This is a genomic window from Microcoleus vaginatus HSN003 (genome assembly GCF_022701255.1).
In the GTDB taxonomy this organism is placed as follows: Bacteria; Cyanobacteriota; Cyanobacteriia; order Cyanobacteriales; family Microcoleaceae; genus Microcoleus; species Microcoleus vaginatus_B.
Genome location: NZ_CP031705.1, coordinates 5,992,354 through 6,010,660, shown reverse-complemented (window position 1 = coordinate 6,010,660; position 18,307 = coordinate 5,992,354). Strand labels below are relative to the sequence as shown.

Genomic DNA, 18,307 nt, shown 5'->3' with positions numbered 1-18,307 from the left:
GAGCGGATAATTTAAGAAGCGTTATAATAAGCAAAAAATTAAGTTTTGTAAAGACCCTTGACTGCAACATTCACACCCAAAAACAGCCGAACCTGGCACGCTCTCAACCCCCTGTGGCAAGGAGCCGAAGACGCAGTACAGAAGGGTTTACCCCACACCAAGCTCGCACCGGCATGGCAAATACTGCTCCTGGGCGACGGTTCCCCCACCCGTCACCTGCAACTGCTGACAGGGGAACCCACAGAAGTTGATGTGATCGATATGTCTTTAGTGGGTGAAGACGCAGACGGCGCGCCCCAGCAAATTGTCGCGGTTCCGGGGCCGCGCCTGCGCCGCCAAGTGTGGCTGCGGACTGCTTCGGGACAGCGCCTGGCCTATGCAACTTCTTGGTGGGAAGCGAGCCACGTAGATGAATATTTACAAAATAAATCTTTGCCAATTTGGGCCAGTTTAGCGAGACTGCGGACAGAATTGTATCGCGATGTGCAGGGCATTTATTGCGGTGACTCGGCTGCTTTGGAATCAGCGTTTGAAGAGTCGGGCCCTTTTTGGGGGCGACACTATTTGTTTTGGCATCACGGGAAGCCATTGACTCTGATTTATGAGGTTTTTTCTCCTTATTTAACTAAGTATTTGGGGTCGATGCAATTGGATGTTGATTGAGGCTGAAATCTTGCACCATTATCAATCAGGCTTTCAGGGCGGGCTAGAAGCCCAACCCCTACTCCCCACAATAAAATTCATCTCTTGTGGAACAGGCCGGAAAGCCTGTTCTCAAGAAGAAGAGGAAAATCAGGAGGGTGTAGAACTGAAGCTTCTACTTATTTGATAGTTGTTCGACGAAATTTCACTCGCAAACCGTCGCGGGGATGCGGAGTCGGTACTGTGATTAAATTCAAATCTTGATCCGGTAAAAGCTCCCATTCAAACTCCCGAACAATCCTTGCGGCAAACAACTTCATCTCTAATCGGGCAAATTCTTTGCCCAAACATTCTCGCAAACCTCCACCAAATGGCACGTAGCTGAACGGTTTAGCCGATCGATCGGAGTTAAATCGATCGGGATCGAAGCGATCGGGTTCATGATAAAGTTGACTATCCTGATGGGTTTGATTAATCTGAGAAAGCACAGTCCAACCCTGGGGAATTTCATAGCCGCCGAACTCACAAGCATTAATGACTGTCCGAAAAATACCTCCCACTGGTGGAACTAAACGCAGCACTTCTTGCAGCACCTGTTCTAAATAGGTCATTTGTTTGAGTTGTTCCAATGTTAGGGGTTCCGTAGCGGGGAACTGCTGCTGTTCGGTGCGGACTTTTGCCATCACATCGGGATGTTGAGCTAGCAGAAGGCAAAAAGAGGCGATCGCCGAAGTTAAAGTTTCGTGTCCCGCAAACAGCAGCAACAGCACTTGATCTTTTAACTCATCCAAACTCAAACTATTTCCCTCGTCATCGCGAGCAGAAATCAGCAAACTCAAAGCATCATTGCCACTTGGGGTTCCTTGTTGGCGATCGCGAATAATCTTTTCAAGTTCTGCCAACAGCAGCTTTCGGCACTTTTTAGCTTTACCAAACTGACTCCACGGCACATCTAAAGGAATCGAAAATAAACCATTGCACCAAGTTTCAAAATAATGTCCTAGCGCCGTTTCCGAACCATTTTCAATCCCTACTAACAACTTACCTGCAACATCAAAAGTATAATTTCTCAGTTCGGGATACCAAGTCATGGTTTCCATTTGGGCCCATTTTTCCAAATAGCGCTGAGTGATATCTTCCATCGCGCCGATATACCCAGCCAGCGCTCGCGGCTGAAACGCTTGGTACAGCAACTTGCGCCTATTTTGGTGGTGAACACCCGTTTGCAGCGACAAGGAAAGCGGCCCTAAAAGCGCTTTCGTGCTGGGAGGCCAAGTCACAACAAAATATCGGTTGTCATTGCTTAAAACAAACAAACTAGCCTCTTGGCCACGCATAAACACGGTAGGCTGTCCGAAAATGCTGGTTTTGAAAAGGGGCCCGTACTGCTGGTGGCGTTTTTTGGCGAATTGGGAATCTTGCAAAAAGTTGAGGGTATCGCCAATTAGGGGTAAACCGAAACTACCGGGAGGTAATGCCATTTTAGATTTTAGATTTTAGATTTTAGATTTTTAATATCATATCAATTTTAGTTGTCTGGTGCTTATTGCACACCAGAGTTTTTGGTTGTTTTTAGAAAAATAAACTTTATATGTTTGCAGACTGTAGGTGCATCAGTTTTAATGTTAGTACAACAAAATAGGTTTTTTTAAACACAATCGCCTACTAATTTTACCTATACACTAATTTAATTATGTCGGCTTTTAATCGGGATCTTGATCGTAAATTCAGTGCCTTTCCCCACCGAGGAGAAACATTTGATTTCACCTTTATGTTTTTCGACAATAATTGAATGGGAAATCGCTAAACCCATCCCCGTCCCCGAACCGATCGGTTTTGTAGTATAGAACGGGTCAAATATCCGCTGCTGGACTTGATCTGTGATACCTGCACCGTTATCAGCAATTCTAATCACAGCGAGACTACCTTCTACCTCTGTATGAATGCGGATAATTCCCGGATTTTCTAGCGGTTCTTGTAAAACGTCAATAGCGTTAGCGATAATATTCATAAACACCTGGTTCAACAGTCCGGCGTAGCACTCCACCAGTGGCAATTTTCCGTATTCTTTAACGACTTGAATTGCTGGGCGATCGGGCTGAACTTTCAGACGGTGTTCTAAAATCATCAATGTGCTGTCGATGCCTTCGTGAATGTTAACCTTTTTCATGTCAGATTCATCGAGGCGAGAGAAATTCCGCAAACTCCTCACGATATCCCGGATGCGAGTTGCTCCCATCTGCATAGAAGACAGCATTTTCGGCAAGTCGTCTAGCAAGAAATCCATTTCTAACACCTCTATTTCCTCCTGAAGAGCTGGAGAAGGTTCTGGGTATTCATTTCGATACATTTGCAGCAGTTTCATCAGGCTTCCGGCGTATTCTTCTGTGTAGGTAAGATTGCTGAAAATAAATGTGACCGGGTTATTGATTTCGTGGGCGATTCCTGCTACCATCTGACCGAGACTAGACATTTTTTCGGCCTGCACGAGTTGAGTTTGAGCTTGCTGGAGTTCGCACAGAGTTACTTCTAGTTTGGCAGCTTGTTCTTGCGCTATCCGGGCTGAATGGACGCTTTGAGTGTAGAGCTCCGATTGACTGATGGCGATGCCCAATTGATCGCCAATTGCCTCCATTAACTCCACTTCCTCTTTTGTCCACTTGCGTACCTCCCTGCAAGAAATGCAGCCAACAACACCAGTTAAACCCCCGGCACTTTTAATCGGTAAATCCAAGACAGACTTGTAACCAAGCTCCAAAAAGAATTTTTGTTCTACGGGATCGCTGACAGTTGCCACATCATCTATTTGATAAACTTCCAACTTAGCGATTTTTTGCGGCAGCGTACCCGTTATGTCAGCAGGGAAATAACCCAAAAGCGAGAACAAATCATCATTTTTAGCTTCGTGGACGACATCCCAAGCAGGTGGCGAAGCGTCGGGCAAATACCAGATAAACACACAGCGATCGACTTGCAGCAAGTCGCGAATCTGCTGCACAGTCGTTGCTAAAATAGTATCTAAATCTAGAGATTCGCGGATATTGCTAGCTAGCTGGTTCAGCAGTGCTTCCTTCTCCGCTAACTTGCGGAATCGCGCTTCCGACTTTTGCAACTGTCTTTGAGCTTCTTTTTGTTTTGTAACGTCCAAGCCCAGACCTATTAAGCCGATCGCGTTACCACAATCATCTTTGACCTGAGTTTTAATTGTGTCCAGTTCGTGATATTTACCCTCAGTAAGCTCGAAAATTTCTTCAGAATAATAGGGAATATCTTGGCTCCACGCTTGCGCGTCAGATGCCATGCAGTTAGCAGATTGTTCTAAGCCCAAAACTTCGGAATAGTGAGATGCAGCTAAAAATCTTGATTCAGGTATAGCCACATCTTCGCAGAAAGTTTTGTTAACTAATAACATCCGCCCACTAGCATTTGCCATCCACACCCAAATCGGAGCGTTGTCAATAATTGCCCTCAAAGTTTGCTTTTGTCTGGCGAGAGCTTCTTCTGTTTGTTTGCGCTTAATTCCCAGGGCGATCGCATCCGCTACCGAGGCCAAAGCAACCAGCGTTGATTCCTTCAACTCCTGGCGAGCAAACATCGCTATTACTCCCAGCAACTGATTGTCAACAATTAGCGGATATCCAGCAAAAGCCACCATTCCTTCTCGTGAGGCCCATTCTTTGTCGTGGAGTCGGGGATCTTCTTGCACACAATTAGTGATGTGAGGTTTTCGCTCCAGGGCGATTAAACCAATCTTGAACTCGCCGACAGGAATGCGGGTGTAAGCGCCGTCAATGCCAGTATATATCCCCGCGCTTGCTTCCAGTTCCAATACATTCTCCTCTTCATTCAGCGTCCAAATCCGAGCAAAGGCAGCATCCAAATGGCGCACAACTGCATCGGCGCAATATTGCAAAGTTGCAAGCAAAGTCTGGTTTTGAGTCAGAGCAATTCCCACATCTGCTGTAAATACAGAAAGTTTAAGTTGTTCTGCTAAAGCTTGTTCTGCTATTTTGCGCTCTGTAATGTCCGTAGCAGCACCGAGACGCTGCTGAATTTTTCCCTCCTCTGTTCTGCTAAATACAATATTCCGGCTGACTAACCAGTGCCAACAATTCTGTCGATCGCGTACCCGATATTCGTACTCAATAACTTCGCCGTCGGGAGCCTTTTCTAATTGCTGAAAATATCCGGGAAATTTAGCTAAGTCGTCAGGGTGGATGATGGTGGGCAGTAGATTGCTGCCCATGTTTTCAACTTCTGCCCTCGTATAGCCAAGGGTGTCACTGATTTCGCGGTTGCTGTAGACATTTCGCTGCTCGCTTTCATCGTAAACAAAGAGAAGATTCGGACTGGTATTGGCAATTCGCTCAACAAAACGCTGACTCTCTTGCAGCGCTGCTTCTGCTTGTTTTTGAGCGGTAATGTCGCGGCCGACACCATAGATCAATTCTTCCTCGCAGAAACGGGTAGCAGTCCAGGCTATCCACTTGTAAGACCCGTTTCGGCAGCGCCAGCGGTTTTCAAACCCAACGGTATTATTCCCCGCAGCAATACTTTCAGCTTCTTTTAAAGTAGTTTCGCGATCGTCTGGATGCACGAATTCAAGGAAGAGTTGGCCAATCATTTCTCTTGGTGCATAGCCGAGCATTTTTTCTGCGGCTGGGTTGATCAGTGTTAAATAACCGTCAAAACTAAGGACGCACAGTAAATCTAGCGAGAGGCTAAAAAAGCGATCGCTTCCGTTGGGTTCGCTGGATGGGCGATCGTTTTGGGCTAAGACAGCAGAGGCGTTTGAGCGCGCCGATACCGCTAAAAAGACAATATTTGCTATTACCAAAAATCCCAGGGCGAGTGGGCTATCGTAGAAATTATCACCCCTGCCAGCTACGAGCAACCCGTTTAAGACAAGCAGTACAATTATCAAAATAGAGAATAAACTGCCAGGGGCGATCGCGACTAATCTGGTTTTTTCATCCTGCTTTCTGCCTTCTGCCTTTTGTATTCTAGTGACTGCTTCCCGGATTTTTATTAAAAACCTTGGCCGTAAGTTAAACACTTTAGTGTTTTTTGAGGCTTCGAGTTGAAGTGAATGTTTCATTTTTTGACTCGATATTAACTTAGATTTTTCCTCATTTAAAAATTACAATAAAGAGGTTTAAATATTGTAATATTTTCCTAGTTTGCAAGCTCTAGCATTTAAAAATATGCGTAAATTTACGCAACACCACCCGATAACTAAGTGTATTTACGGCAGTAGCGAGCAATCTCTTTTTAGCTGGGGTGCACATTTTATAATTTTTCCGACTCAGAGAGAGAGTCTATCTATAATAGTGCATTAGATATGGCTGTTAGGCATTGGACATTTGGCCTAATTTATATCAATTCCGGTTGCACCGGAATTATTGTTGACTGTTGACTGTTGACTGTTGACTGTTGACTGTTGACTCTTGACTGTTGACTCTTGACGGGCGGGTCGAAAAACTGAATGGTTGAGTGTTAACTGTTGACTCGATTTTATTATTCCGATGCAACCGGAAACGATATTAGCTAGTCCTGGACGCAGAAACTCGCACTCCTAGGTGCAGAACCTAATTATGTAGGCTGCGCCTGAAGCTGCTTACCGCGTTATAGTGGCGTGTTATACTCCACATTTTTCGTGTAGAAATAACTGGGTTTGATGTAGGAAAATACTGCGTGGAGCGCCCTGGCTGTGGGTTGACAAACGCGAAATATTAGTCAAGTTAAAGCAGGTTGAATTAGACCATAAATTATGAATTTAAAATAAAGATAAACTGCTAATTTGTGAAGATAAAATGAAAAAAATCTTCGTAGCAGTTTTTCGTTGCACGAGATGTTCGCGCGTAATGGCTAATTAGTAATTGGTAATTGGTAACGGGCAATTGGTAATTGATACCAGTTTAAAACAGTAGAGCTCAAACGTGTTTCGATTCATCCGCAGGCGATGGGGGCCAAGCTGCTTGGCGACCTAGTTGCTGTTGCCGAATGCGCTCCAAATTCCCTGCTGGAATAGAAGCAATCAGTTGTCGCGTGTAAGCTTGCTGCGGTTGGCGGTAAATGCGCTCGGCCGTGCCAATTTCCTCGATTTTACCTTTGTTCATGACGATCGCGCGATCGCTCATAAACTTGACCACGCTCAAATCGTGAGAAATAAAAATATAAGTCAGTCCAAACTCTGTTTGCAACTCCTTCAGCAAATTTAAAACTTGCGCCTGCACCGACACATCTAAGGCCGAAACCGACTCATCGCAAATAATAAACTTAGGATTCAAAGCCAAAGCTCTAGCAATACAAATTCGCTGTCTCTGTCCACCCGAAAACTCGTGAGGGTAGCGCCGCATAAAATCGGGATTTAAACCCACTCTCTCCAACAAATAAGCCGCGCGATCGCGCTGTTCTTTCTGGTTCTTACCAAAGCGGTGAATCACCATCGGTTCCATCACCGCATCCCCAACATTTAGGCGCGGATCGAGAGAACTAAAAGGATCTTGAAAAATAATTTGCAAATCGCGCCGCAGCCAGCGCAATTTGCGATCATACTCTTTTTTCATCCGATAATTAGCCATCCACTGCGATGCCGAACTACTTTTCGCAGGAGGCGTAATTTCTTGACCTTCAAAAAACACTTTACCGCTAGCGATCGGAATTAATTGCAGCAAAGCTCTCGCCAAAGTTGATTTCCCGCAGCCAGACTCGCCCACCAAACCCAAAGTCTCGCCCGGATAAACCTCAAAAGAAATATCGTTTACCGCCATAAACAAGCGTTGAGTTTCGCCAAACATCCCCTGCACCGGAAAACCGACGCGCAAGTTATTAACAGCTAGCAAAGGGCCGGAAATATGCGGCAGCCGAGGCGGTTTTCCTGTTACAAAAGCGGGATTTCCCCCGCTGTTGTCGCCGTCTAAATCGGCCTTTTTCTCGACAATTACTAATTCGCCGCTAGCATTTGTGGTGACATCCATAAAATCGGAAACTGTCGGCAAGCGGCGCAGTTGCCGATCGAGAGTTGGGCGACAAGCTAATAGACCTTTTGTGTAAGGATGTTGGGGATTGCTGAAAATTTGTTCGATCGCGCCGCACTCAACAATCTTGCCTCGGTACATCACCGCCACGGTATCGCCAATTTCAGCAATGACGCCCAAATCGTGGGTAATAAAAATCATTGCCATGCCCCTAGAGTCCCGCAACTCCCGCAGCAAAGCTAAGATTGTTGCCTGCACGGTTACGTCCAAAGCCGTGGTAGGTTCATCAGCAATTAATAAAGTTGGATTGCAAGAAATGGCCATTGCAATCATCACGCGCTGGATTTGACCGCCTGAGAGTTCGTGGGGATAGCGATCGAGCATAGCTTGTTTTTGGCCGTTGACGAGCTGCATCAAATCGCGATCGTCCTCCATAACTGCTTGATTCCCCGCAGCAGTCCGGGAATGCTCTTGCCGCAAAGTCAAACACCGCTGCCTGATCTCATCGTCGCTCGGTAGCAGCTTCACTTCTTGCAGCAGAGAAGCTGCTTGGCGCCGTGCTTCTGTCTGCGACACCTGTTGATGCAAACAAATGGCTTCTGTGAGTTGAAATCCGATCGTATAAACGGGATTTAGCGAACTCATCGGCTCTTGAAAAATCGTCGCAATCTGGCTGCCCCGGTATGTTTGTTTTTCCCTGTCCGGCATTTCCAGCAGATTCACAGGCCCCTTGCTAGCGCCGTCTTTTGTCGAATAAAACCAAATTTCGCCGTCGATTTTCGTTGACGAACTCGACAGCAAACCCATAATAGCGAGGGATGTTACCGATTTTCCCGATCCCGACTCTCCCACGATGCCCAGAGTTTGCCCTCGCTTGACCTCAAACGAAATGCCGTCAACCGCTTTGACAGTTGCAGACGCATCGCCTGCGTCCGCAGATTGAAATTGAACCCGCAGGTTGCGAACTTCTAGGACGGTTTCACTCATGGAGGTCTATGGCCGTTAAATGGAGATTAAGTGGATTGTAGCAGGGCCTGTTGAAGGCAGAAGGCAGTGGGAAAATTTTAAGGTTGCTTTGCATAACAGACGGCGAAAGCTAACATTCCTTGCAACGCTTCGCCGTGGATGAGTTTTGAATTTTAAATGGTTTATAACTTAAAATTCAAAACTCAGAACTACTGGAGTGCCTTCTGCCTGCGAGTAATTTTCCTCAAAAACCGATGATTTGAGTGTCAGCAGGCAGTGCAGTGGCCTCGGAAACCTTTTTAAACACGGTTGCCTGCTCGTTTAAGGAATTAGGTCTGGCCTGTCCGGGATTGGTGCCTTGCAACTGAAGGCGCATTTGACCTTCGGGAGTCAACTCAAAAACAGTCTCAACGGTTTCTGTGCTGCTGAGGCCGACATCAAGGTGCATCGGTTTTTCACCGAGATTAACTTTGTACCTCATTTCTTTGGCGCGGGCTGCTCCGTCCGGGCCTTTAGCCATGAGAAACAATTTGCCTTCTGGGGCAAAGATGAAGGTGAAAGACTGACCGGAGGGGACTGTGCCTTGCCATTGACCTAGGAGTTGCGTGTCAATGTTGCTGGTGGCCGGGGCTGTAGCTTGAGCAATTGTTGGTGCTGCTGCGAATGCCGGGCCGAGTGAGGCGTTGAAGCTAATGAGGATGCCCAAGCAAAGGCTACCTGCGATCGCTTTACCAATCATTTTTGAATTAGACATGAGACCGATCTAAAAATTGGTTATTTGTTTTGTACACTGTAGCGGTAAAACCGTACATTAGTTTAGTTTAAATCCCTTTTAGGGATAGATATAGGTTGCGGTTCAAACCTGCAACGCAGGTGTCATCCCCGGACTAAAGCTTTTCCTGAGCTTGTTGAAGGGTCACGGGGCTTTCAGTTTTTTTTATATTGTAAAATCTAATACAAATCCGGCTTAAGCTGCACAGTTCGCTGTTCTGAGTTGATTGTTTTTAACTCAAAACAGCTAATTGACTATTGGCTTCGATCGCGATCCCAAAGAATTTTGCCGATGGCTCGCATTAATAGTCTTTCATTAATTTTTTTCAGTATCGGGTTCGACTTGTTCTATAGGAGATTCCGGCGCGGCTTCCTGTGGATTTTGCGATCCTTTCATGCGCTCCAATGCCTCTGCGTAAGACCAAGCCACGCTCACAATAAAAGCTTTCGCCATGCCGGACAAATTTTGTGTATCCTCGGTTTCCGCCGCTTCAGCTTTTTGGTTGCCGTCGTTCATCATGTTTTTGTTTTCTCCCGGGCAGGTTTTTCTAGCGATTTTTTGCAGTGTGCGATCGATACCCACCAATTATGATTTTGCTTGCACCCGCACCCTACTTATCTTTGAGGGTATGACCTTGCTTAGCACAAATAATATCATAAATACACTGATTCGATGACCACATCAGACAGAAAGCTTAACTTCGCTGGTAGCCCGCAGCACCGACTCTTGCAGGAAAGTGCGCTTGTAAGTGTTCGATAATTTCAGGAATAGCTTATTTTTTTTCGGACTACTTTGATAAATTAAAATAACTCTTTTAGAGTTCTATAATCAGAATTCCCGAACTATTGAGTAACTGCCCCCAGCCGTCTAATACCGTGAGCCATTCCCGAAAGCGAGGGGTAATAACTGCCTTGACAAACCCCTGCCATTCTGATTAACAAATTGTCTCCCCTCGCGGTTTTGTTAAGCCAAAAAACAGTTCATTTTTGAGGAGATTTGTTTGCTTGGCATTAGTCTCCGAACTTTCGGGAAGTTGAGCGCGGGCAATTGTTGCAGGACAAACAGGCAGCATGAACAGCAGGCCTGTCAACTAAACACTCTTAAGAGTTTTCTTGATCAGGAATTACGGGAAACTTCTATATGTAGGATTGTCGGATATAGGCTGCAACATAAGCGCATTACCGATTATTTATTAGTCTCAAGCAGAGACAAAAGTTTGTGCAGTTTGACCTCTAACTCGCATTCCAGAGGCCCTGAAAGCGACATACGAGTTTGAGGTCAAAAGCAGTTTTAAGTGACATATAGCACCATTTTCATGAATAGGCTTTCCGGCTTGTTCCACTCCTAGTTCAATTTTCTTGTGGCTCGTTGCTTCTAGCCCGCTCTTGAAATACTGATTGAGAATGCTGCAATATCTCAGTTTTAAGCGCCGAGTCTTATCAAGGGGTTTTTAACGCGAATTTGATTTAATTTAAGATAAAAGGCTTTTAACTCAAAAACCCAGTTTCACATGAGAAACCGGGTTTATGAGGGTCTGTCCTAGTTTATTGATGCTCGTCTACTTGATGGCGTTAGCCATCTTAAGTAGCTCAACCTATTTAAACGTCAAACTTTTGAGGTGTTCAGAAACCTGGAAGGGCGGGCCCTCTTGGCGGCGCCCCTAAAGCAATCAGGTTTCTCAGTGTTATATGTTTTTAGGTGGAGCTAGTTATCCTTTAATTCGCTCATGCTTCTCTTAGCAGTGTCTTGATACATCTCGCCGAATTCTTTCACCGCTGCTCCTGCCTCTTGGCCAATCTTCTGAGCTCGTTCGCCGGGAGATTCTGACGTTTCCCGAGCTTCTTGCCTCCATTCCCGCGTGGTTTGCGGTCTTTCAGGATTGTTTAGCTCAGTCTTTGAGCTGCCTTGTGTGCCAAAACCTTTGTTACTGCTTCCCGAATCAACATTTGTTGTCAGCAGCAGAAAACCGACTAGGACAACACTCAAAAAACTCTTCATCTGAAAGCCCTTAAGCAGGGAACTAATGCGAGCAATGGCTGTGGAAATCAAATTCATCTCAGTAATACTCCCTAAGTTGATTGGTGATAATTTTCAACATTTTTTAATCTAATTGACTCACTCCAAAATTAGCAGCTAATGCGAGGTAAAGCCAACTTAGCTTTAACTTCTGATTAACCACCTAAATAGAGTTATAGGTTAGCGATAAAATCTGGTAAACACGCAACCTATGTGTCAGCCAATTAGCTTTTTCACACATTAATATCACCTTAACAGCCGCACAATACTTCTACCTCTAACTAAAGTCATAACTTAGTTATAAGCAAAAAAAATATTTTTCAGCACAGGGTTAGAGAATTTTTAATCAATCATGCTATGCAGGGCAAATTCTTATTGCAAGCGATCGCCCGTTTTTACGTCAAACCAGTGGAGCAACTGAGGCGGAAAAACCAGCTCTACAATTTCTGAATTCCAGTGGCGGTCATTGGGCAGCAAAGCCCGCACCGTTACTGAGTCCACACCTTTAACTCGGACGCTAACTAAATTTTGCATTCCCAAGTTTTCCACTAAATAAACGTCACCTTTAATGGCGTCTGGGCCCGGCATATTGCCGGACTCTGCATCTGCAAAGCCGACGTGTTCCGGACGAATTCCTAACACAATTTCTGGGGGCACAGTCGGCATATTGGGGAGTGGAACTCGAAAATCCCCCAACTTAGCAAAATTTCCCTGGCATTTAAGCACGAGCAAATTCATTTGCGGGCTGCCCACAAAACCGGCTACAAACTGATTTGCAGGACGGGTATAAATTAAGTGTGGCGGATCGAGCTGCTGTACGTTGCCGCTGTTGAGAACTGCGACTTTGGTAGAAAGCGTCATTGCTTCGGTTTGGTCGTGAGTTACATACACTACAGGAGCTTTTTGAGAGGAAAACAATTGTTTGAGTTCGGCCCTAACTTTTTCCCGCAATAAGGCGTCGAGATTGCTCAAAGGTTCGTCGAGTAAAAATACTTCCGGTTGGCGCACTAATGCGCGGCCGAGGGCGACTCGCTGTCGCTGTCCGCCTGATAGTTTTCCGGGTTTGCGATCGATTAATTCCGTCAATCCGAGGGATGTTGCAACTTCTGTCACTAATCGGTTGATTTCACCGGAGGGGATTTTGCGAAGTTTGAGGCTCGATGCCATATTCTCGTATACTGTCATGTGTGGATAAAGCGCGTAACTTTGAAAAACCATTGCAATATCGCGATCGCCCGGTCTGAGATAAGTGACATCGCGATCGCCAATTCTAATCTCGCCTCTAGTCGGCTGTTCTAACCCTGCAATTAACCGCAGCGTCGTAGATTTGCCACACCCCGACGGCCCCAACAAAGTCAGAAATTCCCCTTCGCTGACATCCAAACTAATGTCTTTTACGGGAACAACTTTAGGGCTGTAGGTTTTATTGAGGTTTTTGAGTTGCAATTTTGCCATGATTTTTAAAGTGTTGACTGTTGACTGTTGATTGTTGATTGTTTACTCGTTACCAGGCTCTGCCTGGTCACGCATATCCGGAGGCTCTGCCTCCAATTTTCCTGTTTAAAAAGCGAGGCAGAGCCTCTAGATATCGCTTCCCAGGCACAGCCTAGGAACGAGTTCTAAACTATCCTTTTACCGCCCCGGCAGTTAAACCCTGAACAATGCGCCGCTGGAACACCAAAACCAGCAAAACCAAGGGCAAAGTTCCCAAAACGGTAGCTGCGGCGATTGGCCCGTAAGGAATCTCAAATACTGACACCCCGCTGAGTTGAGCCGTGGCGACGGGGATTGTTTTTAGAGATTCGCGAGTCATAAATGTTAGTGCAAATATAAACTCGTTCCAAGCTGAAATAAATGTCAAAATTCCCGTTGTGACTAAAGCTGGAAATGTCATCGGTAGCACGATTTGCCACAGCATTTGAAAAGTGTTGTATCCGTCTACTTTAGCCGCATCTTCCAAATCTTTTGGCAACTGTTGAAAGAAACTCCGCATCACCAAAATTGTCAGCGGTAGATTGATAGCGGTGTAAGGAATAATTAATGCTAAATAATTATTCCCTAAATTCAAAGCTTTGACAATTTCCAACAGTCCCAAAAATAGCAGCACCGCCGGAAATAGGGTAACTATCGTCACAGTTGCCAGGATGATTCTCTCCCCCCACAGCCGCAACCGGGCTAAAGCGTAAGCTGCGGGAGCGCCTACTGCTAAACACAGCAATGTTGAAGTAATGGAAACAAAAGCGCTATTTAAAATGTAAAGTGCAAACGGGCGGCGCTGGAATAGGGACAGGTAATGCTCGAAAGTAATTCGTTTGGGAATGTAGACGTTGGGAATCGCTGAAATATCTGCATTTACTTTGAAAGAAGTTAGCACCTGCCAGATAATAGGTGCGAGGAAATATACGACAATTAAGAGCGCTGAGAGTGGCAAGATTAATTGCCGGATGTTAAAGGTTTTTTTGCTAGGTTGTTCGCGGGCGATCGACATAATTTATACCAATGAAATAAAAGTGCAACAGTTGGCAATCTAAAATCGTCTTAGTTTCCTCCGGCTGCATTGGTGCGGGCTCTCGATAACAGGTAAGCGGCGATCGCAACTGCTGCCACTAACAGCAAAAAAGTACACACCACCAAAGCCGCCCCGTACCCAAAGTCTAAATACCTCATTACCGTGCTGTAAATGTAGATAGAAACCGTCTCCGTTGCCCCCGCCGGCCCCCCTCCCGTCATTACCTGAATCAAGTCAAAAATGCCGAAAGACTGGGCAAATCGAAACAGCAAAGCAATCACAATCTGCGGCATCAGCAGGGGCACGGTAACTTGACGGAAACTCTGCCAGCTACTCGCGCCGTCTATCGCGTGGGCTTCGTACAAATCACCGGGAATTGATTGCAATCCTGCTAGTAAAAGCAAGCTGACAAAGGGCGTAGTTTTCCAGACATCGGCTGTAATTACTGCCATCATTGCCAAAGTTGGATCTCCTAGCCAGCTAATGCTATTTTGAATCAATCCCAAACGCCTTAAAATGTCGTTAATTACGCCGTATTGGTCGTTAAAAATCCACGCCCAAGCTACTCCCATCAATGCAGTGGGCAGCGCCCAAGGTAGTAGGGAAATTGTGCGAACAATGCCGCGCCCTGCGAAGGATTGATTTAAGACTAAGGCAATGCCCATACCGAGAATTAATTCTAGTAAAACAGAGGCGACTGTAAATACTGTAGTGTTGCCTAAAGTTTGCCAGAAACGCCCGTCGCCTAACATTCGACTGTAGTTAGCAAAACCGGAAAAAACCAGCTTTAATTCTGTACCCAGGTTTTGGGTGAATAAACTCAGCCAAAAAGCGCGCAATATTGGGTAAGCAAATACTAACATCAGAATTATCAAAGCTGGTGCTACTAATATCCATCCGGTTTTTTGTTCGCGCTGTCGCATCTTGTCTAATTGCATATTGTTCACCTTTAATTTATTTTATGGCGGGCTAGGAGCAACGCCCCACAATTGAATTAACTTTTTGTGGAACAGGCATCTTGCCTGTTCGGGCGGGCAAGATGCCCACCCCACAATAAAAAAAATTCACTCTTTGTGGAACAGGCATCTTGCCTGTTGCTGACAGAGGCAAGATGTCAAATTTACGAAGCTTGGGGTTGTTTCAAACTGCCTAATAAATTACGAGTTTCGCTAGCTGCTGCTTTCATTGCTTGTTCTGCACTCATTCTTCCAGTAAAAGCTGAACTCAAATAACGCTGCAAAATATCAGAAGCTTGAGCGTATTGTGCCAGGGGCGGGCGCAAAGCGGGCCGTTCCACTACTTTTAGCAGTTGCGGGTAGTGGGGATATTTGGCGACTATTTCTTTGTTGGTAAATAGGGATTTGTAACTGGGAATTAAACCTGTTTCTAAAATAAATTTGCGCTGGGTTTCCTCGCTGGTAAGATACTGAATTGCTTTCCAGGCTTGTTCTGGATGTTTTGAGGTTTTGGCAATTCCCCAGCCCCAGCCGCCCAAGCAGGAACCGCCTGTTTGACCGGTACTGCTGAGCATTGGCTCGATCGCAATTTTGCCTCTAACATTCGATCCTTCGGCATTTGCCAGCTTCCAAACATACGGCCAGTTTCGCAAAAACAGCGCTTTGCCGTTTTGAAACAACAGCCGGGTTTCTTCTTCGCCGTAGGTGGTGACACCCGGAGGAGAAATGCCGGAGGCGATCGTATTTTTGAGAAATTCCACTGCTTTAATTGCCTCCGGTTTATCTAACCCAACTTCAAAAGTTTGAGGGTTTGCCCAGAAGCCACCAAAACCGGAGAGCACTTCGACAAACATCGCAGATACTCCCTCGTATTGTTTGCCTTGCCACAGATAACCCCAAGTTGCTTTTCCCTGTTTTTGCAAGTTTTGAGAGATTTTTACCATCTCTTCAAAGGTTTTCGGGGCTGGAATTTTCGCTTGTTCTAAAATGTCTTTGCGGTAATAAAGCATTCCGGCATCGGAGGCGTGGGGAATTCGGTAAAGTTTGCCCCGATACCGCCCGCCTTCGACGTTACCTTGGATAAATTTTGATAGTTGTTCGGGGGGAATTCTGTCTGTCAAATCGCTTACCCAACCTGCGGCTGCAAATTTGGGAACCCAGACAATATCCATGTTGATGATGTCGTAGGGCGATTCGCCTAAAAGAAAGGCAGATGTGTAAAGATTTTCTATGAGGTTGGTGTCAAAAGGCCCTTCTATAAGGTTGATGCGAATGTCGGGGTTTTTCTGTTCAAATTCTTTGACAAAGGGTTTCCAGTTAACAATGTCTTGGCCTTGCATTAACATGGTGAGCACGACTGGCTGTTGAGTCAGTGCCGGCAGAATAAATAAAAGCAAGACGGCGGTTAATGTGGCAGCGAATAAGGCTAAAAGACGTGGACGCTTCGGGCTTCGTTGCTGCGGGGAGTTTATTTTTTGCATTTGCTTTTGAGAAATGGCGGTGCGATCGCCTTATTTCTCTCATAACTCGCTTTCTTTTGTTTCGCTGGATTTACCGAGTTTGTGCAATAAAAATTTAAGTAAACTTTAGCTTACTTAATAATGCTTGAGTGAAGAGTGCAAATTTTGATTTAACGAGCTATAACGGGATTTAAGTAAACATCTATCTACAGATAGATATTAAGAGAATTGTCTAATATCAATTCCGGTTGCACGAGCAAGAGGATTGTTGACCCTTCGACTTCGCTCAGGGCAACGCTCTTGACTGTTGGCTGTTGACTAAAATTATGCTTTCGGGGTAACTGACTGTTTCGACATTGGAACAATACCGATGCAACCGGAAACTATATAAGATAGATGATTGTTGACTGTTGACTGTTGACTGTTGACTGTTGACTAAAATTATGCTTTCGGGGTAACTGACTGTTTCGACATTGGAACAATACCGATGCAACCGGAAACTATATAAGATAGATGATTGTTGACTGTTGACTGTTGACTGTTGGCTGTTGGCTGTTGACTAAAATTATGATTTCGGGGTAACTGACTGTTTCGACATTGGAACAATACCCATGCAACCGAAAACTATATAAGATAGATGATTGTTGACTGTTGACTGTTGACTGTTGGCTGTTGGCTGTTGACTAAAATTATGCTTTCGGGGGAACTGACTGTTTCGACATTGGAACAATACCCATGCAACCGGAAACTATAGTCATTTCAAATAAGTATGAGACTATTTAAAAATGAGGTAAAATTAATAAAAATAGTGAACCCGCTAGGAAAATGTCTTACAGTATTGATTTGAGAAAAAGAGTAGTGGATTATGTAGAAAATGGCGGTCGTATCGCTCAAGCAACCGGACTTTTTCAGGTAGTTGTGGCAACGATATATCGGTGGCTGGGTCGGACAGACCTTAGAGCCACCAAGGTAAAAAGACGTAAGAGAAAGCTAGATTGGAAAGCCTTAGAAAACGATGTAAAAGAGAACCCAGATGCCAGATTAATCGACAGAGCCAAGAAGTTTGGGGTCAGACCAAGTGCCATATCTTATGCTCTTAAAGAAATGAAAATTACTCGAAAAAAAAACAACTTCGTTATCAGGAAAGAAACCGAGAAGAAAGAATGAAATACTACAGATATCTCCGAGAATTAATTAAAGTATCGGGAGGTCAAAGTCTGGTTTTTATTGATGAGTCAGGATTTGAAGAGTTTCAAGATTGTGCATTAGGCTGGTCAAAAAAAGGCAAAAAAATCTGGGGTGAAAAGTCAGGAAAACGGGGGAAAAGAGAAAATCTAGTAGCCGGAAGAAGGAAAGGAAAAAAGGACTTAATTGCCCCAATGGTTTTTACGGGCAGCCTCAATGCAGAAGGTTTTGAAGGGTGGTTATCTTTATATTTATTACCCTCTCTGACCCAGCCATCTATCTTAATCATGGATAATGCACCGATTCATCGAAAAACAGCCATTCGAGAACTGGTAGAGGAAACGGAGCATCAAGTTCTTTTTCTCCCAAAATATTCTCGCCTACCTGAACGATATTGAACACGATTTTAGTGCCTTAAAGCGAGCCAGAATGTATGCTCCTCCTGGCACATCTTTAGATGAACTCATCTGTGCCTACTGCGATCAATAGTGTCTCTTTTTTATTTGAAATGACTATATATAAGATAGATGATTGTTGACTGTTGACTGTTGACTGTTGGCTGTTGGCTGTTGACTAAAATTATGCTTTCGGGGGAACTGACTGTTTCGACATTGGAACAATACCCATGCAACCGGAAACTATATAAGATAGCCGTTGTCAATCGGATGCTCGCATACAATCTATCTTTATCCCTACTTTTAAGGATTGGTATAACTTTGGCCGATCGCCCACTTGCCTGGTATTTTGCCATATAGCAACCGCCATGAGGGTGAGGACATTCTTAATTGCTAAAACCTATGCAGTAGATTGATTCTTCCTTC

The 18,307-nt window shown here is 45.0% G+C and carries 13 protein-coding genes and 1 pseudogene; 2 read left to right on the top strand and 12 right to left on the bottom strand.

Annotation, left to right across the window (positions count from 1 at the left end; translation table 11 throughout):
- Nucleotides 1-57: 57 nt before the first annotated feature.
- Entirely contained in the window at nt 58-663 is a 606-nt protein-coding gene (locus D0A37_RS25730) for a chorismate lyase (RefSeq protein WP_242718747.1), read from the top strand.
- A gap of 158 nt (nt 664-821) precedes the next feature.
- Here the strand turns inward: D0A37_RS25730 and D0A37_RS25725 are convergent, their stop codons facing one another.
- The 12 genes from D0A37_RS25725 to D0A37_RS25675 form a co-directional block, all read right to left on the bottom strand.
- Nucleotides 822-2,123 carry a cytochrome P450 gene (locus D0A37_RS25725; RefSeq protein WP_242718746.1) on the bottom strand — a complete coding sequence of 434 codons (1,302 nt, stop codon included), beginning with the start codon at nt 2,121-2,123 and terminating at the stop codon, nt 822-824.
- A gap of 206 nt (nt 2,124-2,329) precedes the next feature.
- Complete coding sequence (locus tag D0A37_RS25720) at nt 2,330-5,740, bottom strand: PAS domain S-box protein (protein WP_242718745.1); 3,411 nt, start codon at nt 5,738-5,740, stop codon at nt 2,330-2,332.
- Nucleotides 5,741-6,575: 835 nt separating this feature from the next.
- Nucleotides 6,576-8,609 (bottom strand): ABC transporter ATP-binding protein, encoded by a 2,034-nt coding sequence (locus D0A37_RS25715; RefSeq protein WP_242718744.1) that lies wholly within the window; start codon nt 8,607-8,609, stop codon nt 6,576-6,578.
- A 223-nt stretch (nt 8,610-8,832) separates the two neighbouring features.
- Nucleotides 8,833-9,342, bottom strand: a complete 510-nt coding sequence (locus D0A37_RS25710) for a hypothetical protein (RefSeq protein ID WP_242718743.1) — start codon at nt 9,340-9,342, stop codon at nt 8,833-8,835.
- A 333-nt stretch (nt 9,343-9,675) separates the two neighbouring features.
- Nucleotides 9,676-9,879: a hypothetical protein gene (locus tag D0A37_RS25705; RefSeq protein WP_242718742.1), complete on the bottom strand. Its 204-nt coding sequence runs from the start codon at nt 9,877-9,879 to the stop codon at nt 9,676-9,678.
- Between the two features lie 162 nt (nt 9,880-10,041).
- The gene (locus D0A37_RS29215; protein ID WP_278187209.1) at nt 10,042-10,125 is read right to left on the bottom strand and encodes a hypothetical protein; all 84 of its coding nucleotides are present in this window, start codon (nt 10,123-10,125) and stop codon (nt 10,042-10,044) included.
- Nucleotides 10,126-10,174: 49 nt separating this feature from the next.
- The gene (locus tag D0A37_RS29210; RefSeq protein WP_278187208.1) at nt 10,175-10,264 is read right to left on the bottom strand and encodes a hypothetical protein; all 90 of its coding nucleotides are present in this window, start codon (nt 10,262-10,264) and stop codon (nt 10,175-10,177) included.
- Nucleotides 10,265-11,064: 800 nt separating this feature from the next.
- Nucleotides 11,065-11,415: a hypothetical protein gene (locus D0A37_RS25695; protein WP_242718741.1), complete on the bottom strand. Its 351-nt coding sequence runs from the start codon at nt 11,413-11,415 to the stop codon at nt 11,065-11,067.
- A gap of 333 nt (nt 11,416-11,748) precedes the next feature.
- Entirely contained in the window at nt 11,749-12,831 is a 1,083-nt protein-coding gene (locus D0A37_RS25690; protein WP_242718740.1) for an ABC transporter ATP-binding protein, read from the bottom strand.
- 169 nt (nt 12,832-13,000) lie between these two features.
- Complete coding sequence (locus tag D0A37_RS25685; RefSeq protein ID WP_242718739.1) at nt 13,001-13,864, bottom strand: carbohydrate ABC transporter permease; 864 nt, start codon at nt 13,862-13,864, stop codon at nt 13,001-13,003.
- A gap of 50 nt (nt 13,865-13,914) precedes the next feature.
- Nucleotides 13,915-14,823, bottom strand: coding sequence for a carbohydrate ABC transporter permease (locus tag D0A37_RS25680; RefSeq protein WP_242725760.1), 909 nt, complete (start codon nt 14,821-14,823; stop codon nt 13,915-13,917).
- A 182-nt stretch (nt 14,824-15,005) separates the two neighbouring features.
- On the bottom strand, nt 15,006-16,322 hold the full coding sequence (locus D0A37_RS25675) for an ABC transporter substrate-binding protein (protein ID WP_242718738.1): 1,317 nt from the start codon (nt 16,320-16,322) through the stop codon (nt 15,006-15,008).
- Nucleotides 16,323-17,126: 804 nt separating this feature from the next.
- On the opposite strand from D0A37_RS25675, the pseudogene D0A37_RS25670 reads away from it, so the two are divergent.
- Nucleotides 17,127-17,975: pseudogene (locus D0A37_RS25670) on the top strand (IS630 family transposase).
- Nucleotides 17,976-18,307: the final 332 nt, after the last annotated feature.

Coding starts and splice junctions, on each gene's coding strand:
- D0A37_RS25695 (WP_242718741.1), bottom strand. CDS start 11,415: ATGAATTTGATTTCCACAGCCATTGCTCGCATTAGTTCCCTGCTTAAG.
- D0A37_RS25705 (WP_242718742.1), bottom strand. CDS start 9,879: ATGATGAACGACGGCAACCAAAAAGCTGAAGCGGCGGAAACCGAGGAT.
- D0A37_RS25720 (WP_242718745.1), bottom strand. CDS start 5,740: ATGAAACATTCACTTCAACTCGAAGCCTCAAAAAACACTAAAGTGTTT.
- D0A37_RS25690 (WP_242718740.1), bottom strand. CDS start 12,831: ATGGCAAAATTGCAACTCAAAAACCTCAATAAAACCTACAGCCCTAAA.
- D0A37_RS25715 (WP_242718744.1), bottom strand. CDS start 8,609: ATGAGTGAAACCGTCCTAGAAGTTCGCAACCTGCGGGTTCAATTTCAA.
- D0A37_RS25725 (WP_242718746.1), bottom strand. CDS start 2,123: ATGGCATTACCTCCCGGTAGTTTCGGTTTACCCCTAATTGGCGATACC.
- D0A37_RS25675 (WP_242718738.1), bottom strand. CDS start 16,322: ATGCAAAAAATAAACTCCCCGCAGCAACGAAGCCCGAAGCGTCCACGT.
- D0A37_RS25680 (WP_242725760.1), bottom strand. CDS start 14,823: ATGCAATTAGACAAGATGCGACAGCGCGAACAAAAAACCGGATGGATA.
- D0A37_RS25685 (WP_242718739.1), bottom strand. CDS start 13,864: ATGTCGATCGCCCGCGAACAACCTAGCAAAAAAACCTTTAACATCCGG.
- D0A37_RS25710 (WP_242718743.1), bottom strand. CDS start 9,342: ATGTCTAATTCAAAAATGATTGGTAAAGCGATCGCAGGTAGCCTTTGC.